The following is a 20,919-nucleotide window of genomic DNA, read 5'->3' as shown; positions in this document are numbered from 1 at the left end:
GCCGCGGCGGCGACGCCTTCGCTTGCCGCGCGAAGGGGCCGTCCGCGCCCGCTAAGCTGACCCAACGCATCTTCTCAAGGAGTTCCGCATGATCCGCACCGGCAGCACTTCCCAAATCGCTACCCATCACGTCGACGACCATGCCACCGAAACGCCGTCGACCGCGCCGGCCGCCGTGCCCCGTGGCCGCCGCGGCAGCGCGCCTGCGGAACTGAACCGGTTGCCGACGCTTGCGCAACTGATCCGCAGCGCCAGCAGCGACAGCGGCAACCGCAGCAGCCGCAGGAGCGCGGCCGTCCATCCGGTGGCACCGTCCATCAGCGAGATCGAGGAAGTCGCGGAAACGCACCCGACCCCGCCGCCCGCCGCGCCCCCCGCCGCGCCCCCCGCCGCGCCCCCCGCCGCGCCCCCCGCCGCGCCGCCTGCCGCGCCGCCTGCCGCCCGCGCCACCCCGCGCCGGCCGACGGTCAACGACGTGGCCCACACGATACGCAATCCGGCTCCGAAGCACGTATCGACACAGACGTCGAGCCTGTTCACGCGCGTGCGCACGCGGCCGGCCAAGGGCGTGCAGCTGCCGCAGACCGGCCCCGCGCTGGCGCCCGCGAAGCTGCCCCCGCGCATGCGGCCCGCGCCGCCGCCGCCGGCGCCGGGCCAGCCCTTGCCGAAAGGCCCGCTCGGCGCCAACCGTAACAATTACCTCAAGACGATGCGCACTGTCGTCAAGCAGATCGCGCCCGAAGTACCGACGCCGGCCAAGACGGGCAAGCCGGCCGCGCCCATGGCGGCGCTGCACGACGAGGTCGCAATGAAGGACCACGTGTGGAACATGTTCGCCCATCCGCGCAACCAGATGCAGTCTGCGGCGCGCCTGACCGTGCTGGTCGAGCACCTGATGCCCGCGCTGGCCGGACCGGCCGCGCCCAGCGGCAGCCATCTGCCGGCCGACCCGCCGGCCACCAGCTTCCCGTTCACCCAGCACCTGCTGGTGGGCGAGCACCTGGCGCAGGCATGCGCGCGCGACCCCGGGCGCGCGACAGCCGCACTGGCCACCCTGTGCTCCGGGCCGCAAGTGGACGCGATGCTGCACGCGCTGAAGTCCGGGACGCTGGAAGGGGCGGGCGTCGACGCGCTGCGCACGGCGGCCGGCCTGGCGTCCACGCATGCGGGCTTCCAGGCGCTGCTGAAGATGATGCAGCCGCCGCCCGCGCCCGAGCGCCAGGCCGGCATGCAGCGGCTGCTGACGGCAGCCGCCAAGGTCTCGGAAGAGCTCAAGCTCGTACACGGCGACCCGTTGGCGCAGGCGGGCATGCACGCCACGCTGAAGGTGGCGACGGGTGCTCCGGCCACGCTGGCGGAAACCGTGCTTGCCGTCGAGCTGCGCATGCATGCGGCGCCTGCCGTCGCGGGCGCGAGTCCATATGCGGCACTGCCGCCGGCCGAGAAAGCGGCGGTGTTCGCGTGGAAGCAGGGCTTCCGCGCAAGCGGTCCGGGCACCGACCTGTCGAAGCTGCAGGGCCGTCTCGCCAAGTTCGGCAAGTACGTGGCGCGCGCGGCCAAGCACGAAAAGAACAGCGCGGTGAAGCTGGACGTGCGCAAGCCGGCCACCGCCGTGCCGTTCGTGAAGGCGCAGGCAAAGCTGGCGATGACGGGCCTGCACAACGCCTTCGGCCGCAAGAAGTCGCCGATCGATTCGCTGCGCTCGATGGGCGTCAACAATGCCGCGCAAGGCCACCCGGACGACAACATGACAGCGCTCGACAAGCACGTCGGCACCGCGATGAAGACGCTGAGCGAACACCTCGCGGCGCATCTGCCGACGACTGGCGTGGACGCGCACGCGCTGGCCACGCCGGGCACGCCGCTGCCGTCCGCGGTGGAGCGCAGCGCGCTGCTGAACCACGTGACAGGCACGATGGAGCAGACGCGCCCGCTCGGCCACGTGCTCGACAAGAACGCGCTGATGCAGGTGGCGCTCGACATCGCGGCGCGGCACGGCGTGCCGGAAAGCGGCGTGCAGGCGCTGGCCGCCAAGCTGACGCACTGGGAAGGCAAGAGCGTGACCCTGGCGAACGTGCGCGCGTGGGCCAAGGAAGGCGGCCTGCACGAGTCCGAGCCGGCGCCGGCAGGCAGCCCGACGGCCAACAAGGAGACGGCGTTCGGCGCGGCCATGCGCAAGGCCGCCACCCTCGTCGACCCGGCCAACACGAAGCCGGCCGACCTGACCCCGGAAGGCGTGCAGGCGTTCGTGCGCAGCTTCATGCAGGAACACCAATGGGGCGCCGTGGTCACCGCGTCGAACGGCGGCACGCTGGGCATCAACACCAACGCGGTGTCGATCGCGCTGAAGAAGGCATCCGAGCAGTTCACGGCGGCGATGTCCTGCTGGACCATGAAGGGATCGGTGGCGCCGGTGGCCGACGTGCGCGTGCTGCACGGCAGCAATGCCGTGTTCAGTTTCGGCACGAGCCATCACGGCGCCGAAGTGTTCCTCGGCACCCAGCGCCAGCTCGCCGGCGGCCTCGGTGGCGGCATCGCGGCGTCGGTGCGCAAGGGCTTCTCGAAATTCGGCCTGCAGGGCGGCGGTGCCGCGACCGTCACGCCGCTCGCGGGCGACACGACGCAGGTGCGCGGCGTGATGGTGCGCACGATGCGCGAGGAGAATCCGAACGGCGAAGGCTGGAATGCCGGCAAGTCGCGCGACGAGATGGTCAAGTTCATCGACACCATGTTCGCCCTGGCCAAGGGCCCGGACGGCGCCAAGCTGGACCCGGCGCGGACGTGGGAACACGTCGCGAGCGAATTCCTCGAAAGCGACACGCTGTCGATCGGCTGGCAGTCCCAGTCCGCCAACAGCGTGCACCACACGGCCACCGCGTCGGCCAACGCGCGCGCCGTGGGCATCGCGTCGCCCAAGCCGTTCGAGGCCGCGGGCGTGAGCGTAGCCAGCAGCATCACCGCCGACCTCACGTCGAAAGCCATGAACCGCCGTACGGAGACCACGGGCGACCACCGCATGATCCGCAATAACGAGTTGTCGCGCTTCCAGGTGAATGCCACGGTGAGCGGCTCCACGGTCATGCCGACGGTTCCCGTGGCCGGCGGCAGCGGCACGTTCGCGCCGGGCACCACGACGGACCCGACGTCCGAGACGTTGAACCGTCCGATCCCGATGTTCGGCAAGCAGATGAATCTCAGCCTGGTAGACAAGGGCGTCAACACGACGTTCCGCGCGCTCGTCGACAACGGCCGCCTGTCCGAGACCTATACGCTGCGCGAAGTCGATTACCGCGACCCCGCCCACTTCAAGGCGATGGTGGCCGAGCCGGGCCGCCACGAGCAGCTCGAGCGCGTGTTCGTGGCGGCGCACGGACCGGAAGAGGGACCGCAGGAGATGCAGAAGTTCATGTCCCGCGTCGAGAACTGGGCGGGCGCCGGCCAGCGCTACGCGGTGCGTTCGCGCCTGCGCGCCGACGTGCGCAAGGGGCTCGACGAGAGCGCCGCGCTGGCGTCGGCCATCCATGCGCGCAATCCGGACGATCCGCAGCTCGCGCAGATCTCGCAGCACATGATGGCGCGCCTGAGCGACGAGCATTCGTGGGTGCCAATGCAGATGCAGGCGATCGAGTCGCAGAGCGCCGCCGACGTGCGCGGCCTGAACTTCGGCCTCGTGTCGATGGCCAGCCGCACGGTGAACACGGACCGTGAACTGTACGCGACGGCGGCGCCGCCGGACGTCGTGCGCGCGTGGGCCCAACAGCCCGCGCCGCACGCCGAACCATCCGACCACGAACCCGGGGCCGTGTGATGCGCCGCCTCGCCGCGCTCGCCCTGTGCGTGGCCGCGTCGGCGCACGCCGACTGCTTCGACGATGCGGCCGCGTACCAGCACGTCAATCCGGCCGTGCTGCGCGCCATCGCGTGGCAGGAGTCGCACGGCCGCCGCGACGCGCTGCACCGCAACGCCAACGGCTCCGTCGACTATGGCCTCATGCAGATCAACTCGATCCACGCCGGCGAACTGCGGCGCTGGGGCATCGATCCATCGCAGTTGATGGAGCCGTGCGTCGGCGTCTACGTCGCCGCCTGGCACCTGCGCAAGATGATGCTCAAGTACGGCAACACGTGGGACGCGGTGGGCGCCTACCACTCCGAGACGCCGGCGGAGCGCGCCCGCTACCAGGCGTCGATCCGGCGCATCGTCGAAGCGCACGGCGGCTGAGCCGCTTCGCGCCGCAGCGCGCGGCTTCGTTCCGCGCGCCGGCCCGCCGCGCCGCGGCCGCTACGCTGGAAGGGGCGCTTCGCGGCCCGTGGGGAATCCAATTTCAACTCGCAGAAAGGCAACAACATGAGCTTCAAGAGCTTCTTCAAACATCTGGGCCATGCGATCGAGCATGCGGCCAAGGACGTCGTGCACGGCGTCGAACACATCGCGAAGGACGTCGTCCACGCCGGGGAGGCGGCCGCCCACATGGTGGACGACGTCGCCCACGGCAGGTTCAAGGCGGCCCTCAACGACGCGGTGCGCTGCGCGCAGTGCAGCGTCAAGGCATTCACCGAGCTGCCCAAGACCGAAATCGAGGCGATCTGCGACGCCACCACCGACATGCACCTGAATAAGTCGCTCGACAAGATGGCACAGAAGGTCAAGGGCTTCGAGGACAAGGCGGTCGACTTCGAGCGCAACGTGGCCGACAAGATGGTCCAGGACGTGGCCGATGCCGTCGAGGGCACGGTGAACGGCACGGTCAACGCCGCCAAGGACATCGCCTCGGGCGATTTCCGCAAGGCCTGCGGCGACGTCATGGGCGTGGCCGGCGATGCCGTGTCGCTCGCCTGCGACCTGACGCCGGAGGGCATGGCGGCGAACGCGGTGGTGGGCGCGATGGAGGCCGGCCACGTCGGCAATTCGGCGGTGCAGGGCTTCGTGGGCGACGTCGTCGGCGGTCCGAAGGGCCTGTTCAAGCGCGCGGCGGAAAGCGGCGCGGGACTCGCGGCCGGCGCCGCCGCGAACGAGGTGGCCCAGAAGGTCGGCGCGGGCGCGGGCGCCGGCGCGGGTGCGGCGGCGGGCGGCGCAGCGCTGCTGGCGGCCGGCGCGGCGGCCCCGCTCGCGGCGGACGCGCTCGCGGGCCGCCGCGGCCATCGCGGCGGCGGCGCGGACGCCGGCCATGACACGGCCGGCAAGCGTCCGGACACGGGCGCCCCCCACACGTCGGAAAAGCTGGCCGACACGAACGCCGGCAAGGACGCCTGCAAGGGCGCGGGCAAGACCGCCGACAAGGATGCCGGCAAAGGCACCGACAAGGTCGCGGACAAGGACGCGGGCAAGGGCACCGACAAGGTCGCGGACAAGGACGCCGACAAGCGCAAGGACAAGGACGGCGCCAACGGCGGCGGCGCCGCGCCGGGCGGCGCGGATGTCGCCGCCAGTGCCGGCACCTATGGCGCCGCCGGCGCGGACATCGCGGCCTCCGAGGCAGCGGCACGCGCCACGATGGCGGCCCAGGACGCGATCGCCCGCATCCAGAACGAGATCGCGCTCAACCAGGCCAAGAACCAGGTCGAGGACGAGCTGGGCAAGGGCGTCAAGGCGCTGTCGCAATAACGTCAACCCGTCCGGCGCGGTCGGCGACGTCCGTGCCGTCAATGTGAACCAGGAGAACCATCATGACCATCAATCGTATCGGCACGCCGTCCGCGGGGACGATCGGCGTGCACGCGACTGCGGCGCCAGCCAACGCGCCGGCTGCCGGCGCCGCCGCCGTCCGACCCGCGCGCGCGGTCGTCAACGGACCGCTGGCCAAGCTGGCGGCGCCCGCCGTCCGGACCGGCAACCCGGGAGGCGCCGGCGCGGCGCCACGCCAGCTGCGTCCGCCGCCGCGGGGACCTGCGCCGGCGCCCGCCGGCAACGACATGGCGGCCATGCACGCGTCCGCGATGGCCACCATGGCCGCGCAGAATGCGCTGGCCCAGATCCAGAACCAGATTGCCGTCAACCAGTCGAAGAACGCCGTCATCGAGGAACTGGGCAAAGGCCTGAAGTCGCTGTCGCAGTAACCCTTCCAAGTTTTCATACGGCGCCCTGCCGGACCCTCTGGATTTCGGTACGGTATGGGCCGCCATCTGCAAGTTTCTCTAGAAAAACTCCTTCCAAATCATAGGGTTGCCAGAACAAATTTCTGGTGGCCATTCTGGCATGTGTATTGCTGTTGTCCATACACCCGGTGCCCCGCCGGGTCATGACAACACGCGGCGCAGCAAGCGCCGCGATCTTGGAGATTAAATTGAAGAAGACACGCCCCCTGACCCTGTACATCCTGATCGCGATGGTACTGGGTGTCGCAGTCGGCTACGGTTGCCATGAGACCGTCGCGGACAAGCAGGTCAGTGCCGACATCGCGGCACACGTTTCCATCGTCACCGATGTGTTCCTCCGCCTGATCAAGATGATCATCTCGCTGCTCGTGTTCTCGACCTTGACGGTCGGCATCGCGCACATGGGCGACGGCCGCGCCGCCGGCCGCATCGGCGTCAAGGCCATGGCGTGGTTCGTGATCGCCTCGCTGACGTCGCTGAGCCTCGGCATGATCCTGTCCAACGTGATGCAGCTGGGTGCCCACCTGAACCTGCCGCTGCCGCCGGTCGACGCCGCCACCGGGCTGAAGACGTCCGCGTTCACCTTGAAGGACTTCGTCGTCCACCTCGTGCCGAAGTCGCCGATCGAGGCGATGGCCAACAACGAGATCCTGCAAGTGCTCGTGTTCTCGCTGTTCTTCGGCGGCGCGCTGGGCGCGCTGGGTCAGTCGGCAGCCGGCCTCACCGCCGTCGTCGACCAGCTGGCGCAGGTCATGCTGCGCATCACGGGCGTCATCATGAAACTGGCGCCGCTGGCCGTGTTCGCCGCGATGACGTCGGTCATCACCACGAACGGCCTGGGCATCCTCGTCACGTTCGCGAAATTCATGGGCGGCTTCTACCTGGGCCTCGTGTGCCTGTGGCTGCTGATGATCCTGGGCGGCTCGCTGTTCATCGGCAAGCGCGTGCTGCGCCTGCTGGTGCTGATCCGCGAACCGTTCCTGCTCGCGTTCTCGACCGCGAGCTCGGAAGCGGCGTATCCGAAGCTGCTGCTGGCGCTGGACCAGTTCGGCGTGCAGCGCAAGATCTCCAGCTTCGTGCTGCCGATGGGGTACTCGTTCAACCTGGACGGCTCGATGATGTACTGCACGTTCGCCGTCCTGTTCATCACGCAGGCCTACGGCATCGACCTGGCGCTGAGCACGCAGATCACCATGCTCCTGCTGCTGATGCTGACGTCGAAGGGCATGGCCGGCGTGCCGCGCGCGTCGCTCGTCGTGATCGCCGCCACCTTGAACCAGTTCCATATCCCCGAAGCGGGCCTCCTGCTGCTGATGGGCATCGACCAGTTCCTCGACATGGGCCGCTCGGCCACCAACGCGGTCGGCAACGCCATCGCCACGGCCGTCGTCGCCAACTGGGAAGACGCGCTGGAGACGTCGCCGCAACAGGTCGCCCCGGTCGCCGCGCAAGTCGGCTGACCCTCTGCACGACCGCACACAACGATTACACAACCAACGGAGACTTGATTGAAATATCGATATATCGCCGGCGCCTGCGCGCTGAGCCTGACCGCTGCCTGCGCCCACGCGCAATCCCTGGTGAAAGTCTATGGTGTCGCCGATGCTGGCATCGTGCTGGAACGGGGCGGCCCGAACGGCTCGATGGACAACATCAGCAGCGGCGTGGCGTCCGGTTCGCGCCTGGGCTTCAAAGGCAAGGAAGAGCTCGGCGACGGCTTGAACGCCTTCTTCGTGATCGAAAACGGTTTCGCGATGGACACCGGCAAGGCGGGGCAGGGCGGCCTGCTGTTCGGGCGCCAGGCCCTCGTGGGGCTGTCCGGCGCCGCCGGCTCGATCAGCCTCGGCCGCCAGTACGCGCCGTACTACAAGGCCTTGCGCGACATCGCCGATCCGTTCTGCACGGGCCTCGCGGGCAATGCGCAGAACCTGTTCTCCACGCTGACCCGCGTCGACAACTCGGTCGATTACCAGTCGCCGAAATGGCACGACCTGCAGGCCGAGGTGCTGTACGGCGCGGGCGAAGTGGCCGGCGACACGGCCAAGCACCGCACGATCGGCGCGTCCGCCACGTACGACGCCGGCCCGCTGACCGTCGTGCTGGCGCACCACCAGCAGGGCGACATGGCCGGCACCGCGCACAGCCGCAACACGATGCTGGTCGGCCGCTACCGCTACGGCGACATCGTCTTCCACGGCGCCTACTCGCGCAACCGCGACCTGCTGGGCAACCCCAGCCGCGATGCGCTCGTGGGCGTGGCCGTGCGTGTCGGTCCGGGCCGCTGGCTCGCGTCGCTCGCGGCGCACCGCGACGACTACGGCCGCGACGCGCAGGCCCGCCAGGCGGCGATCGGCTACGAGTACAACCTGAGTCAGCGTACGGACCTGTACGCGGCCTACGGTCACATCGTCAACCGCGACGGCGCCGCCTTCCACGTCGGCAACGCCACCGATGACGGTACCGGCACCACCGGCATCAACCTTGGGGTCCGCCATGTGTTCTAATTGCACTAGCTAAACCTTCCAGGATCCCCATGCCAGCAGCCGACCCCATCGTCACCCCACGCCGGGCCGGCCGCTGGCCACGTCGGCGGGTGGCGCTGTGGGCCGCTCTGCTGGCCGGGTGCCTGCTGCTCGCGTTCGTGGTGTACCGCTATGCCGAGGACGCGGCGATCGGGCGGCTGCGGGTGACCGGCACGCAGCGGCTCGACACGGACACGTCGAGCCTCGAGCACCTGCTGTCGAAATACGATTTCCTGCCCGGCACCTTCGAGCTGAACAAGGACGTCATCGCCATGCTGCAGCGGCCCGGCGACGAGGCGCTGCGGACGGAAGTCAACGTCTACCTGGAGCGCGTCAACCGCCTGGCCAGGTCCACCACCATCTACATCGTCAACCTGAACGGCGTGACGCAGGCCGCCAGCAACTGGCGCGAGCCCGACAGCTTCGTCGGCGACAACGTCGCGTTCCGGCCCTATGTGCGCGACGCGATGCGCGGCGCGCCCGGCGGCTTCTACGGCGTCGGCACGACGCGCGGCGAGCCGGGCTATTATTTTGCACGCGGCATTTATCGCGACGGCCGCATGCTGGGCGTCGCCACCGTCAAGGTCAACATCGAAAGCGTCGAGGGCAGCTGGGCCGATGCCGGCGGCAAGGTCTTGCTGGCCGATGCGCACGGCGTCGTGTTCCTGAGCTCGGTGCCGGCATGGAAGTACCGCACCTTGGCCCCGCTGGCGCCCGCGGTCCGGCAGGAACTGGAACAGTCGCGCCAGTATTTTTCCCACGCGCTGACGCCGCTGGGCCTGCGCGAGGTGCGCGTGCTCGACAGCAGCACCCGCATCGTCGCCGTGCCCGGCGTGCCGGGTACCATGCTGAGCCAGTCGCGCGCGCTCGTCACGCGCAACTGGCAGATGGTGTACTTGTCCGACCTCGCGCCCGCCCGCGCGAGCGCACGCGCGGCCGCGTCGCTGACCTTGCTGTCGGAAGCGCTCGTGATCATGCTCGTGCTGTACGCGCGCCAGCGTCACCGGCTCGGGCGCCAGCGCCTGCGCGCGCGCGAGGACTTGCAGCGCGCCTACGACAACCTGGAAAGCCTCGTGGCCGAGCGCACCGCCAGCCTGCAGCAGATGACGCACGAGCTGCGCGAGGAAAACATCGTGCGGCACCAGACCGAGGAGCAATTGCGCAAGACGCAGAGCGAGCTCGTGCAGGCGGGCAAGATGGCCGTGCTGGGACAGCTGTCGGCCGGCATCACGCACGAGCTGAACCAGCCGCTGACGGCGCTCCGCACGATGGCGGACAACGCCCGCGTGCTGATCGAGCGGGGCCGCATCGACGACGCGCGCGCCAACCTGGCGACGATCGCGCAACTGGTCGAGCGCATGGGCCAGCTGACGGGGCAGTTGCGCCAGTTCGCGCGCAAGGCCGACGCCACGCTGAGCGCGGTGGCGGTGGCGGACGTCGTCGCGGCCGCGCTGTTCCTCGTCGAGCGCCGCATCGCGCAGGAGCGCGTGGGCTTCCGCATGTCGACGCACGCGCGCGACCTGTACGCACTGTGCGACAGCAATCGGCTGCAGCAGGTGCTCGTGAACCTGTTCAGCAACGCGCTCGACGCGATGGAGATGGCGGGCAGCACGCAGCGCCAGCTCGTCGTCGACGCCGAGCCGAGCGGCACGCGCGTGTTAATCACCGTGATGGACAGCGGTCCCGGCATCCCGGAGAACATCCGCGCGCATTTATTCGAACCCTTTTTTACCACCAAGCCGCAAGGGAAAGGGCTGGGCCTCGGGCTCGCCATTTCCGAGCAGATCGTGCGCGAGTTCGGCGGCCACCTGCGCGCCGAGCCGGCGCCGGGTGGCGGCGCCCGGTTCATCGTCGATCTGCCGCGGGCGGAGTAGGATAACGTCATGTCCACGTATGAAACACTGAAAGTCCTTCTCGTCGAAGACGACGCCATCGTCCGTGCGGGCAGCGCCCAGGCGCTCGACCTGGCCGGCTTTGCCGTCGATGCCTTCGACGCCGCCGAACCCGCGCTGGCGCAGGTGGTCCCCGGTTTTGCCGGCGTGATCGTCAGCGACGTGCGCCTGCCCGGCATGAGCGGCCTCGACCTGATGGCCGCCGTCAAGGCCATCGACCCGCAGATCCCCGTCCTGCTCGTGACGGGCCATGGCGACATCTCGATGGCCGTGGGCGCGATGCGCGGCGGCGCCTACGATTTCATCCCCAAGCCCTATTCGTCGGAGCAGCTCGTCGAAGCCGTGGGCCGTGCGCTGGAAACGCGCCGCCTCGTGCTGGAAGTGGCGGCCCTGCGCGACCGCATCGCGAACGGCGCCGGCATCGAGGCCTTGCTGCTGGGCGATTCGACGCCGATGCGCAACCTGCGCCGCCTGATCCTCGACCTCGCCGACGAATCGGCCGACGTGCTCGTCTACGGCGAGACCGGCACCGGCAAGGAGATGGTCGCGCGCTGCCTGCACCAGTTCAGCAGCCGCCGCGCGCACAACTTCGTCGCGCTGAATTGCGGCGCGATCCCGGAAAACATCTTCGAGAGCGAAGTGTTCGGCCACGAGATGGGCGCGTTCACGGGTGCGGCCAAGCGCCAGATCGGCAAGATCGAGCATGCGCACAAGGGCTCGCTGTTCCTGGACGAGATCGAAAGCATGCCGATGTCGCTGCAGGTCAAGATGCTGCGTGTGTTGCAGGAACGCTACGTCGAACGCCTCGGCTCGAATAACCCGGTGCCCGTGGACGTGCGCGTGATCGCCGCGGCCAAGGTCGACCTGAAGGAATGGTCGGACCAGGGAAAATTCCGCAGCGACTTGTACTACCGCCTGAACCTGATCGTGCTGAACTTGCCGCCGTTGCGCGAGCGGCGCGAGGACATCCCCCTGCTGTTCGAGCACTTCATGCTGGGCGCCGCCGCGCGGTACAAGCGCGCCGTGCCGACGGTGCCGGGCCCGTTGATGCAATCGCTGATGGCGCACGACTGGCCCGGCAACGTGCGGGAACTGCGCAACATCGCCGAACGCTATGTGCTGGGCCTCGCGAGCGGTGCCGACGGTCTGCTGTCGGCCCGCAGCGCGACGCCCGTGCCGCTGGCCGACCAGGTCGGTGCGTTCGAGCGCGCCGTCATCGAGCAGGAACTCCGCAGGGCGGCCGGCAGCATCGCGGAAATCAGCGTGACGCTGGGCATGCCCAAGCAGACGCTTTATTACAAGATGCAGAAGTACGGCCTGTCGCCGGACGATTACAAGTAACCGTTCGGGCGGTACGCCGCCAGCTGGCGCGCCAGCTGCCGTGCCGGCAACCCCGGCCCGCCCGTGTAGCCGAGGAAGCCGTCCGCGAATTCGTCCACGCAGCGGCTCGGGACGGCGGACGGCGGGTGCAGCGACGCAGTGGTGAGCGCGCGCAGGCGGCGCTCGATGTCGTCGAACAGCGCATCGTCGGCGCCGGGGAACGGGGATGGGGTGTCGGTCGTTTTCATGCGGCTAGTGTAGCGGTGCTGCGGCGCACAAGATTCACGTCTCGCAGGCCCCTTGCTGTCGCTCAAAAACGCCGGGTGGGTGCCGCATTGCATGCTTATCTGCGCGCAATATGCGTAGAAAAACAGCTTTTTGGAGTCGCATGGCGCCGTACCGCCGGGATCGCCGGATGGTGCGTGAACGTGCAGGTGGCCGTCGTTTGCGCATCGACAATGCATGGTCGGCATTTGAGGCCCGGGGGCCTCAAATGAAACGTGCCCACCGTTCAACCGGCGTTGAACCGGCTGCGGTCGTCCGTTTCCATCGACGCCGGCAACTCCCGCGCAGGAAACGTCACGCTGACCTTCAACCCGCGCCCGCCCTCCGCGCGGTCCAGCGCCAGCGTCGCGCCGTGCACGGTCGCGATGTCGCGCACGATGGCGAGCCCGAGCCCGGTGCCGCCCGGATTGCTTTCCAGCGCCGCCTGCGCCCGGTAGAACGGCATGAACACCTTGTCGTATTCGGACGGGTCGAGCCCCGGCCCGCTGTCCTGCACGTCGAGCACGACGACGCCGATCAGCCGCCGCACGCGCAGCAGCACGGTGCCGCCCGGCGGCGTGTAGCGGATCGCATTGTCGACGAGGTTGCTCACCAGTTCGTGCAGCAGCAGCGCTTGGCCGTCCACCGTCGTGGCGCCGTCGTCCTCCGCTTCCAGCGCGAGGTCGATGCCTTTCTGGACGGCGGGCAGCGCCAGTTCCAGGCCCACTTGCCGCGCCACGTCGGACAGCCCGACGGGCGACAGCAGCGCGTTGGCGCCGCCGTGCTCGATGCGCGCCAAGGTCAGCAGGCGGTTCGCCAGGTGCACCGTCGAGTCCGTCGTCGCCGCGATCGAGCGCACGATGGCCTGCATCGCGGCCGGATCGTTTTCGCGCAGCGCCAGCTCGGCCTGGGTCTTCAGCACCGTCAGCGGCGTGCGCAGTTGGTGCGACGCGTCCGCGATGAAGCGGCGCTGGCTCGCGATCAGGTTCTGCATGCGGGCCATCGTCCCGTTCATCGCGGCCACGAGCGGGCGCACCTCGCGGTGCACGAGCGCTTCGTCGACGTCGGACAGGTCGGTGACGGCGCGCGTCTCCACGACCTGCTTCAGGCGCATCAGCGGCTGCAGCACGAGGCGCACGGCGAACCACACGAGCGTCGCCACCGCGAGCACCAGGAGCGCCTGGCGCAGCAAGGTGTTCAGCAGGATGCGGCGCGACAGCGCGCGGCGCGCGTCCAGCGTCTCGCCGACCTGGATCAGCGCGATGCCGCGCATGGAATCGTCGTACACGGGCTGCAGCAGGGCGGCAATGCGCACCGGCTCGCCGTTGTAGTCGGCGTGGTAGAAGCGCACGAGGGCAGGATACAGCTCGGAGCGGGGCGTGTCCTTCGGGACGGGCGGCAGGTCGTCGTAGCCGGACACCGTCTCGCCATGCAGGCCGCCCACGCGGTAGTAGATGCGGCCCAAGGTGTCCGTCTCGAAGCTGTCCAGCGCCACGTAGGGCACATCGGCCACGACCTTGCCGTCGCGGACGGACACGCGCTCCGCCAGCGCGCGCGTGGAGGCGAGCAGCGAGCGGTCGTAGGCGATGTCGGCGGCGTCGAGGGCGTCGCGGTACAGCGACACCGCGTTCGCGGCGACGAGGATCACCAGGGGCACGATCAGCCAGCGCAGCAGCTGCCCGCGCAGGCTGCCCAGCGGTGCCGCGGGCACGTCGTCCGCGCCCGCGCGCCGGCCCGCGCGTGGCCACAGGCGCGCGAGGAGCTCGGACGGGGCGAAGGACGAGGGCATCGCGGGATTCAAGACCCGGCGGGCGGGCGCTCCTGCAGCAGGTAGCCGATGCCGCGCAAGGTGGCGATGGCGGCGCCGCCCTCGGGGCGCTTGTCCAGCTTCTTGCGCACGCGGTGGATGTACAGCTCGATGGCGTCGAGGTTGGCGTCGTCGTCCAGCGCGAACACTTCGTCGAACAGCTTTTCCTTCGACACGGCACGGCCCGGGCGCGAAATCAGCGCTTCCAGCACGGCGTGCTCGCGCGGCGTCAGCGCCAGCGGCTCGCCGCAGTAGGTGAACATGCGGGCGACCGTGTCGAAGCTGAGCTGCCCGCAACTGTGCACGGGCGCCTCGTTTCCGACGCTTCGGCGCAACAGTGCCTTTACGCGCGCCTCCAGTTCCGCAAGTTCGAACGGCTTCGCCAGGTAGTCGTCGGCGCCCAGGTTCAGGCCTTGCACCCGTTCTTCCAGGCCGCCGCGCGCCGTCAGGATCATCACGGGCGTGCGTCCGCGCGTGCCGCCACGCGCGCGCAGGCGGCGCAGCACGTCCAGGCCGTCCATGCGGGGCAGAGTGAGGTCCAGGATGACGAGGGCGTAGTCCTGGGTGTGCAGCAGCGCGTCGGCGTCGGCGCCGGTGGCCGCGCATTCGACGGTGAGATTGGCGTCGCGCAGGGCTTTCGATACCCAGTGGGACAGCTCGACGTGGTCTTCGACTAACAGGATTCGCATCGTGCCAGTGTAAGCGACGGAGCGCGCCGTGTCTCGGCTGCCCTTGCACTGTTACGTGATTTCCACAATGTTGCGATTGAAAGGATTAATGAAAGCTGATTGAAAGCTAAGGGAACCTATCCTTGGCTTCACGAGGCGGCTCACGACCGCATTGATTACAACAACGGAGACATTATGAAGAAATCGGCCCTCGCGCTTGCCGTCCTGGCAGCGCTTTCCCTGAACGCATCCGCGCAAACCAACGTCCAGGTCTACGGCATCGTGGACGCCGGCGTCGAATACGTGAACCATGCCGCCGCCAACGACGGCAGCCAGGTGCGGGTCATCTCGGGCGGCAAGAACACGTCGCGCTGGGGCTTCCGCGGCAGCGAAGACCTCGGGGGCGGCCTGAAAGCCATCTTCAACCTGGAAGGCGGCATCCTGATGGACACGGGCGCCCAGGACGGCAACCTGTTCAAGCGCCAGGCCAACGTCGGCCTCGAAGGCGGCTTCGGACAGGTCATCATCGGCCGCTCGTTCACGACGACCTACGACCTGGTCATCAAGTTCGACCCGATGGGCTTCGCCCCGAACTACTCGTGGGCGACGTCGGGCAGCGCCACCGGCCCGTCGAAATACGGCATGACGACCGCGTTCGACAACCTGATCAAGTACACGGGCCACACGGGCGGCTTCACCTACGGCGCCACCATCGGCATGGGTGAGCAGGCCGGCAACAACGCGGACAGCCGCAAGTACGCCGTCGGCGGTTCCTGGTTCGGCGGCGGCTTCGGCGCGATGGCCGCGTACGAGCAGGTCAACGGCAACACGGTCGTCGCCACCGGCAACCGCGACAAGACGACGGCATTCCACCTGGGCGGCGAGTACAAGGCGGGCCCGATGAGCTACCAGGTCGGCATGCGCGGCTACAAGCTCCAGGCAGGCAAGGCCAATACGGCCGACCTGCGCGGCGACACCTACTGGGCCGGCGCGACCTACCTGGTCTACCCGTGGACCCTGACGGGCGCCGTCTACCACGTCAACACGAAGAACCTGCCGTCGGCAAAGGACGCCGACCCGACCATGTACGTGGCGCGTGCCATGTACTCGCTGTCCAAGCGCGTCTGGCTGTACGCCGCCGTGGCGCATGCCACGGCCGACCACGGCCAGCTCGTGGGCCTGTCGCGTGACGACCCTGGCTTCGGGACGACGCAGACGGGCGTCACCACCGGCATCCAGTACCGGTTCTGACCCCACGCCGAGGCCGCGACATCATGATCCGCGCGCTTCACATCCTGTTCGCCGCGGCGTTCGCCGTGGCTTCCCTGCCGGTGTCGGCGGTATCCGCCGGCGCCGAATGCGTGGTGCCGTCCAAGCCGGGCGGCGCCATGGACCTGACCTGCAAGCTGGCCCAGAAGGCCTTGCCGGACGCGAAGTTGAAACTGGCCTACCTGCCGGGAGGGATCGGCGCCGTCGCGTGGCACACGCTCGTGTCGCAGCGGCGCGCCGAATCCGACACGCTCGTCGCGTTCTCGGGTGGTTCGCTGCTCAACCTCGCGGAAGGCAAGTTCGGCAAGGCGACCGCCAGTGACGTGCGTTGGGTGGCGGCGCTGGGCGTCGACTACGGGATGATCGCGGTGCGTGCCGATTCGCCCTGGCACAGCCTCGGCGAATTGATGAACGCGATCAAGCGCAATCCGGAGCAGGTGCTGATCGGCGTGTCCGGCACCATCGGCAGCCAGGACTGGATGAAGGTCGCGCTGCTGGCGCGCCGCGCCGGCGTGGAGCCGCGCCGCCTGCGCTTCGTGGCGCTGGAGGGCGGCGGCGAGACGTTCACGGCGATGAGCGCCAACTACGTGCAGGTGATCTCGGGCGACGCGTCGGAAGCGGTGCTGTACGCCGGCCCCGGCAACGTGCGCGTGCTGGCCGTGCTGGCCGACCGCCGCCTGCCCGGCGTGCTGGCCGCCGTGCCCACCGCGCGCGAGCAGGGCTACGACATCGTGTGGCCCGTGATCCGCGGCGTGTGGATGGGGCCCGGCGTGCCGGATGCCGACTACCGCCGCTGGGTCGACGCGTTCGCCCGCGCGCAGGCGACACCCGCGTTCACGCAACTGCGCGCGGCCACCGGCCTGTATCCGTTCTCGCTGACGGGCGACGCCCTGACGCGCTGGGTCAAGCAGGCCATCCTCGATTACAACCGACAGGCCAGGGAATTCAACCTGGTTCGCGAGCACTGAGGCCGGCACCACCGGCCGACAACAATACCTACCCTAGGAGACAACAACCATGAACTTCAAGAAGACCCTGATCGCAGCAGCTGTCTTGGCATCGGCCGCATCGTGCGCATCCGCACTGGCCGAGGTTCCGGCAGGCTATCCGGCCGGCTACCAGCAACTGGTCGACGGCGCGAAGAAGGAAGGCAAGCTCGTGATCTACGGCGCCACCGACAGCAAGGCCGCCCAGCCGCTGATCAAGGATTTCAACGCGCTGTACCCGAACATCACGGTCGAGTACAACGACATGAACTCGACCGAGGTGTACAACCGCTTCTTCTCCGAGAACGCGGCCGGCGGCGACACGGCCGACGTGCTGTGGTCGTCGGCGATGGACCTGCAGATGAAGCTGGCCGCGGGCGGCTACGCGATGCAGTACAAATCGGTCGAAGCGTCCAAGCTGCCGGCATGGGCCGTGTGGAAGGACACCGCGTACGGCACCACGTTCGAGCCGGCCGCCTTCGTCTACAACAAGCGCCTGCTCAAACCCGAAGAAGTGCCGCAGACGCACGCCGACTTCGTGCGCATCATCCAGCAGCCGAAGTTCCAGGACAAGGTCACCACGTACGACATCGAGAAATCGGGCGTCGGCTTCATGTTCATGACGCAGGACTCGCGCGACTTCGCGCAATACAAGCAGCTGGAGCAGGCGTTCGGCGCCGCGAAGGTGCGCGTGCAGTCGTCGACCGGCACCATGCTCGAGCGCATTTCGTCGGGCGAGAACCTGATCGGCTATAACGTGCTGGGTTCCTACGCCCTCGTGCGCGCCAAGACCGACCCGTCGCTGGGCGTCGTGCTGCCGAAGGACTACACGCTGGTCATCTCGCGCGTGACGTTCATCAACAAGGTCGCCAAGCACCCGAACGCCGCCAAGCTGTGGACGGACTACATCCTGTCGCACCGCGGCCAGACCGTCATCGCCAACGCATCGAAACTGTTCGCGATCCGGTCCGACGTGACGGGCGAGACGACGTCGAGCGAATTGATCAAGGAGATCGGCGAGAAGAACCTGAAGCCGCTGCCCGTCAGCCCGGCCGTCGCGGAATACCTGGAGCCGGCCCTCCGCCTCGCGTTCCTGAAGGAGTGGAAGGCCACCGCCGGCAAGAAGTAAGCAGTCATCAAGCCGTACACGGCGGGCCAGGGCCCGCCGGCTTCATTCGATCGGATATCCCATGCCTACTTCAACCATGCCACTCGACACCAAGGACGCCGACGGCGTCGGCAGCCTGCCGGCCGTGCGCGCGCCGCGCTTCAACTGGACGCGCGGCGTCGTCGTGCTGCTCACCTGCGTGGCCATCTTCCTGCCGCTGTTCCTCGTTTTCTACCAGAGCTTCCTGACGGCGCCATTCTTCATGCCCGACAAGATGCTGGGCCTGGACGCGTTCCGCTTCATCTTCGACGACCCGGACTTCTGGCTCGCCTTCAAGAACGGCATGCTGCTGGCCACCGGCCTCGCCGCCATCGCCGTGCCGCTGGGCGGCATGCTCGCGTTCCTGATGGTGCGCACCGACCTGCCGGGCCGCGGCTGGATCGCGCCGCTGCTGCTCGTCCCGATCTTCGTGTCGCCGATGGTGATGGGCTTCGGCTACGTCGTCTCCATGGGCCCCGTCGGCTTCTACACGACGTGGATCCACGAGATGCTGGGCTTCGTGCCCTGGAACGTGTATTCGTTCACGAGCATCGTCGTCATCGCCGGCCTCACGCACGTGCCGCACGTGTACCTGTACGCCTCGTCCGCGTTGAAGAGCCTCGGCTCCGACGTGGAGGAAGCGGCGCGCGTCTCCGGCGCATCGCCGTGGCAGGTGATGTTCAACGTGTCGCTGCCGATGATCATGCCGGCCCTCGCGTATGCGGGCGTGCTCGTGTTCTTCCTCGGCTTCGAGGTGTTCGGCCTCGTCCTCGTGCTGGGCGACCCGGAAGGCCACCTCGTGCTCGCGACGTACCTGTACAAGCTGACCAATAAACTGGGCACGCCGTCGTACCACCTGATGGCCGCCGTCGCCGTGTGCCTCGTCGCCGTCACCTTGCCGCTCGTGATGCTGCAGCGCTGGCTGCTGAAGTCGGCCAACAAATACGTGTCGATCAAGGGCAAGGGCGCGCGCCAGAAGCCGCTGTCGCTGGGCAAGTGGAAGTGGGCCGCGCTCGCCGTGCTGGCCGCCTGGATCCTCGTGACCATCGTGCTGCCGCTGTCCGGCATCGTGCTGCGCTCGTTCGTCCAGTACTGGGGCGAGGGCGTCAAGCTGGCCGATGTGCTCACCCTGCAGCACTTCCGCGACATCTTCCAGGAACCGTCGCTCGTGCGCGGCATCGTCAACACGATCCTGATCGGCGTCATCGGCGGTGCGCTGGCCGTGGCCTGCTACACGGCGATCGCGCTGGCCATGCACCGGAAGAACGACGGCATCACGCGTCTGCTGGACTACAGCGTGCTGGTGCCGCGCGCCGTGCCTGGCCTGCTGGCAGGCCTGTCGTTCCTGTGGGTGTTCCTGTTCGTGCCGAGCTGGCTCGACGGCCTGCTGCGCGGCATGGACAACGGCGTCGCCGCCTGGCTGTCGGAGCACCTCATCCCGCAATTGCGTCAGATCCGTTCGACGATCTTCGCGCTGTGGCTCGCGTACTCCGTCGTGTGGCTCGCGTACGGCATGCGCCTCGTGTCGACGTCGCTGCTGCAGGTCGGCCCGGAACTGGAAGAGGCGGCACGTGCCGTGGGCGCGAGCCGCGGCCGCGTCACCCGCGACGTGACGCTCCCGTTGATCAAGTTCGGCATGCTGGGCGCCTGGCTGATGGTCTTCCTGATTTTCGAACGCGAGTACTCGACGGGCGTGTACCTGCTGTCGCCCGGCACCGAGGTGATCGGCGCGATGCTCGTGTCGCTGTGGGCCGGCGGCTCGACGGACCTCGTGGCCGCCCTGTCGTTCATCAACATCACGCTGGTGGCCATCGGCCTCGGCATCGCGTTGCGCTTCGGCGTCAAGTTACACAATTAAAAAAGCGAGACAACCATCATGAACGTTTTGACCGTCAACGACCTGCACCTCGACTACGGCCACGGCGCCACCGCCAACCCGATCCTGAAGGGCGTGTCGATGCATTTGCAGCGCGGCGAAGTCGTGGCGCTGCTGGGCCCTTCGGGCAGCGGCAAGACCACGCTGCTGCGCGCCGTCGCCGGCCTGGAAAGCCCGAAATCGGGCACCATCGACATCGGCGAGCGCCGCGTGTTCGACGGCAGCAAGAAGCTGGAGCTGCCGGCCGAGGCGCGCAACCTGGGCCTCGTGTTCCAGTCGTACGCACTGTGGCCGCACAAGACCGTGTTCGACAACGTGGCCTATGGCCTCAAGCTGCGCAAGCTGGCCGCGCGCGACATCGAGCCGAAAGTGCGCGAAGTGCTGGCGCAGCTGGGCCTCGGCCACCTGGGCGAGCGCTTCCCGCACCAGCTCTCCGGCGGCCAGCAGCAGCGCGTGGCGATCGCCCGCGCGCTCGTCTACAACCCGCCCGTCATCCTGCTCGACGAGCCGCTGTCGAACCTCGACGCCAAATTGCGCGAGGAAGCGCGCGCCTTCCTGCGCGAGCTGATCGTGCGTCTGGGCCTCTCGGCACTGATGGTCACGCACGACCAGGCCGAGGCGATGGCGATCTCGGACCGCATCCTGCTGCTCAACAACGGCAAGATCGAGCAGCAGGGCACGCCGCAATCGATGTACGAATCGCCGGACACCCTGTTCACGGCGGAGTTCATGGGCAGTAACAACCGCCTGCCGGCCAAGATCGTGGCCCGCAACGGCGGCGGCGCCCGTTTGCAGGTGGAGGGCATGGCGCTGAACGCGACGGCGCGCGGCAACGGCGCGCCGGACGTCGAGGGCACGGCGCTGATCCGGGTGGAAGAAGTCCGCATCGGCCGCGACCCGGTCGACAACGGCATCAAACTGCCGCTGTCCACGTGCATGTACCTGGGCGACCGCTGGGAATGCCTGTTCAAGCATGGCAGCGCGAGCGTGCGCGCCTATTCCAAGCACCGCATCGATCCGGGCAATTACTGGCTCGAGATGCCGGCCGAGAAGCTCTGGGTGTTTTGATCCGG

General features: G+C 68.5%; 16 protein-coding genes. 13 read left to right on the top strand and 3 right to left on the bottom strand.

Annotated features, from left to right (window positions below; all coding sequences use genetic code 11):
- Window positions 1–88: 88 nt before the first annotated feature.
- The 8 genes from NX784_RS09695 to NX784_RS09660 all read left to right on the top strand — a co-directional run bounded on the left by NX784_RS09695 (window position 89) and on the right by NX784_RS09660 (window position 11,850).
- Window positions 89–3,808: a hypothetical protein gene (locus NX784_RS09695; protein WP_258816434.1), complete on the top strand. Its 3,720-nt coding sequence runs from the start codon at window positions 89–91 to the stop codon at window positions 3,806–3,808.
- Window positions 3,808–4,221: a lytic transglycosylase domain-containing protein gene (locus NX784_RS09690; protein ID WP_258816433.1), complete on the top strand. Its 414-nt coding sequence runs from the start codon at window positions 3,808–3,810 to the stop codon at window positions 4,219–4,221. The genes NX784_RS09695 and NX784_RS09690 overlap by 1 nt, the downstream gene beginning before the upstream one ends.
- Window positions 4,222–4,347: 126 nt before the next feature.
- Window positions 4,348–5,604 carry a hypothetical protein gene (locus tag NX784_RS09685; protein WP_258816432.1) on the top strand — a complete coding sequence of 419 codons (1,257 nt, stop codon included), beginning with the start codon at window positions 4,348–4,350 and terminating at the stop codon, window positions 5,602–5,604.
- A gap of 62 nt (window positions 5,605–5,666) precedes the next feature.
- On the top strand, window positions 5,667–6,056 hold the full coding sequence (locus NX784_RS09680) for a hypothetical protein (protein ID WP_258816431.1): 390 nt from the start codon (window positions 5,667–5,669) through the stop codon (window positions 6,054–6,056).
- A 227-nt stretch (window positions 6,057–6,283) separates the two neighbouring features.
- Entirely contained in the window at window positions 6,284–7,555 is a 1,272-nt protein-coding gene (locus NX784_RS09675) for a dicarboxylate/amino acid:cation symporter (protein WP_258816430.1), read from the top strand.
- A 48-nt stretch (window positions 7,556–7,603) separates the two neighbouring features.
- Entirely contained in the window at window positions 7,604–8,599 is a 996-nt protein-coding gene (locus tag NX784_RS09670) for a porin (protein ID WP_258816429.1), read from the top strand.
- A gap of 29 nt (window positions 8,600–8,628) precedes the next feature.
- Window positions 8,629–10,491 carry a sensor histidine kinase gene (locus tag NX784_RS09665; RefSeq protein WP_258816428.1) on the top strand — a complete coding sequence of 621 codons (1,863 nt, stop codon included), beginning with the start codon at window positions 8,629–8,631 and terminating at the stop codon, window positions 10,489–10,491.
- A 9-nt stretch (window positions 10,492–10,500) separates the two neighbouring features.
- Window positions 10,501–11,850, top strand: coding sequence for a sigma-54-dependent transcriptional regulator (locus tag NX784_RS09660; RefSeq protein ID WP_258816427.1), 1,350 nt, complete (start codon window positions 10,501–10,503; stop codon window positions 11,848–11,850).
- On the opposite strand, the gene NX784_RS09655 is transcribed toward NX784_RS09660, so the two are convergent.
- The 3 genes from NX784_RS09655 to NX784_RS09645 all read right to left on the bottom strand — a co-directional run bounded on the left by NX784_RS09655 (window position 11,841) and on the right by NX784_RS09645 (window position 14,589).
- Window positions 11,841–12,077 carry a hypothetical protein gene (locus NX784_RS09655; protein WP_258816426.1) on the bottom strand — a complete coding sequence of 79 codons (237 nt, stop codon included), beginning with the start codon at window positions 12,075–12,077 and terminating at the stop codon, window positions 11,841–11,843. The two genes, NX784_RS09660 and NX784_RS09655, sit on opposite strands and share 10 nt — an antisense overlap.
- A gap of 263 nt (window positions 12,078–12,340) precedes the next feature.
- A complete protein-coding gene (locus NX784_RS09650; protein ID WP_258816425.1) occupies window positions 12,341–13,882 on the bottom strand; it encodes a sensor histidine kinase in 1,542 nt (513 codons plus the stop codon).
- An 8-nt stretch (window positions 13,883–13,890) separates the two neighbouring features.
- On the bottom strand, window positions 13,891–14,589 hold the full coding sequence (locus tag NX784_RS09645) for a response regulator (RefSeq protein WP_258816424.1): 699 nt from the start codon (window positions 14,587–14,589) through the stop codon (window positions 13,891–13,893).
- A 174-nt stretch (window positions 14,590–14,763) separates the two neighbouring features.
- On the opposite strand from NX784_RS09645, the gene NX784_RS09640 reads away from it, so the two are divergent.
- The 5 genes from NX784_RS09640 (at window position 14,764) to NX784_RS09620 (ending at window position 20,914) form a co-directional block, all read left to right on the top strand.
- Window positions 14,764–15,819: a porin gene (locus NX784_RS09640; protein ID WP_258816423.1), complete on the top strand. Its 1,056-nt coding sequence runs from the start codon at window positions 14,764–14,766 to the stop codon at window positions 15,817–15,819.
- Between the two features lie 23 nt (window positions 15,820–15,842).
- Window positions 15,843–16,805 carry a Bug family tripartite tricarboxylate transporter substrate binding protein gene (locus NX784_RS09635; protein WP_258816422.1) on the top strand — a complete coding sequence of 321 codons (963 nt, stop codon included), beginning with the start codon at window positions 15,843–15,845 and terminating at the stop codon, window positions 16,803–16,805.
- Window positions 16,806–16,854: 49 nt separating this feature from the next.
- The gene (locus NX784_RS09630; protein WP_258816421.1) at window positions 16,855–17,952 is read left to right on the top strand and encodes an ABC transporter substrate-binding protein; all 1,098 of its coding nucleotides are present in this window, start codon (window positions 16,855–16,857) and stop codon (window positions 17,950–17,952) included.
- 76 nt (window positions 17,953–18,028) lie between these two features.
- The gene (locus NX784_RS09625) at window positions 18,029–19,828 is read left to right on the top strand and encodes an ABC transporter permease (protein ID WP_258816498.1); all 1,800 of its coding nucleotides are present in this window, start codon (window positions 18,029–18,031) and stop codon (window positions 19,826–19,828) included.
- Window positions 19,829–19,846: 18 nt separating this feature from the next.
- Entirely contained in the window at window positions 19,847–20,914 is a 1,068-nt protein-coding gene (locus NX784_RS09620) for an ABC transporter ATP-binding protein (protein WP_258816420.1), read from the top strand.
- The last annotated feature ends 5 nt before the right edge of the window (window positions 20,915–20,919 follow it).

It is taken from the genome of Massilia pinisoli, from assembly GCF_024753285.1.
Classification (GTDB): Bacteria; Pseudomonadota; Gammaproteobacteria; order Burkholderiales; family Burkholderiaceae_D; genus Telluria; species Telluria pinisoli.
This window is presented reverse-complemented; position numbering and strand designations above follow the sequence as displayed.

Excerpts from the sequence above, each read along its gene's own strand:
- NX784_RS09695 (WP_258816434.1), top strand. The coding sequence starts at position 89 with ATGATCCGCACCGGCAGCACTTCCCAAATCGCTACCCATCACGTCGAC.
- NX784_RS09690 (WP_258816433.1), top strand. The coding sequence starts at position 3,808 with ATGCGCCGCCTCGCCGCGCTCGCCCTGTGCGTGGCCGCGTCGGCGCAC.
- NX784_RS09685 (WP_258816432.1), top strand. The coding sequence starts at position 4,348 with ATGAGCTTCAAGAGCTTCTTCAAACATCTGGGCCATGCGATCGAGCAT.
- NX784_RS09680 (WP_258816431.1), top strand. The coding sequence starts at position 5,667 with ATGACCATCAATCGTATCGGCACGCCGTCCGCGGGGACGATCGGCGTG.
- NX784_RS09665 (WP_258816428.1), top strand. The coding sequence starts at position 8,629 with ATGCCAGCAGCCGACCCCATCGTCACCCCACGCCGGGCCGGCCGCTGG.
- NX784_RS09660 (WP_258816427.1), top strand. The coding sequence starts at position 10,501 with ATGTCCACGTATGAAACACTGAAAGTCCTTCTCGTCGAAGACGACGCC.
- NX784_RS09655 (WP_258816426.1), bottom strand. The coding sequence starts at position 12,077 with ATGAAAACGACCGACACCCCATCCCCGTTCCCCGGCGCCGACGATGCG.
- NX784_RS09650 (WP_258816425.1), bottom strand. The coding sequence starts at position 13,882 with ATGCCCTCGTCCTTCGCCCCGTCCGAGCTCCTCGCGCGCCTGTGGCCA.
- NX784_RS09645 (WP_258816424.1), bottom strand. The coding sequence starts at position 14,589 with ATGCGAATCCTGTTAGTCGAAGACCACGTCGAGCTGTCCCACTGGGTA.
- NX784_RS09640 (WP_258816423.1), top strand. The coding sequence starts at position 14,764 with ATGAAGAAATCGGCCCTCGCGCTTGCCGTCCTGGCAGCGCTTTCCCTG.
- NX784_RS09635 (WP_258816422.1), top strand. The coding sequence starts at position 15,843 with ATGATCCGCGCGCTTCACATCCTGTTCGCCGCGGCGTTCGCCGTGGCT.
- NX784_RS09630 (WP_258816421.1), top strand. The coding sequence starts at position 16,855 with ATGAACTTCAAGAAGACCCTGATCGCAGCAGCTGTCTTGGCATCGGCC.
- NX784_RS09625 (WP_258816498.1), top strand. The coding sequence starts at position 18,029 with ATGCCACTCGACACCAAGGACGCCGACGGCGTCGGCAGCCTGCCGGCC.
- NX784_RS09620 (WP_258816420.1), top strand. The coding sequence starts at position 19,847 with ATGAACGTTTTGACCGTCAACGACCTGCACCTCGACTACGGCCACGGC.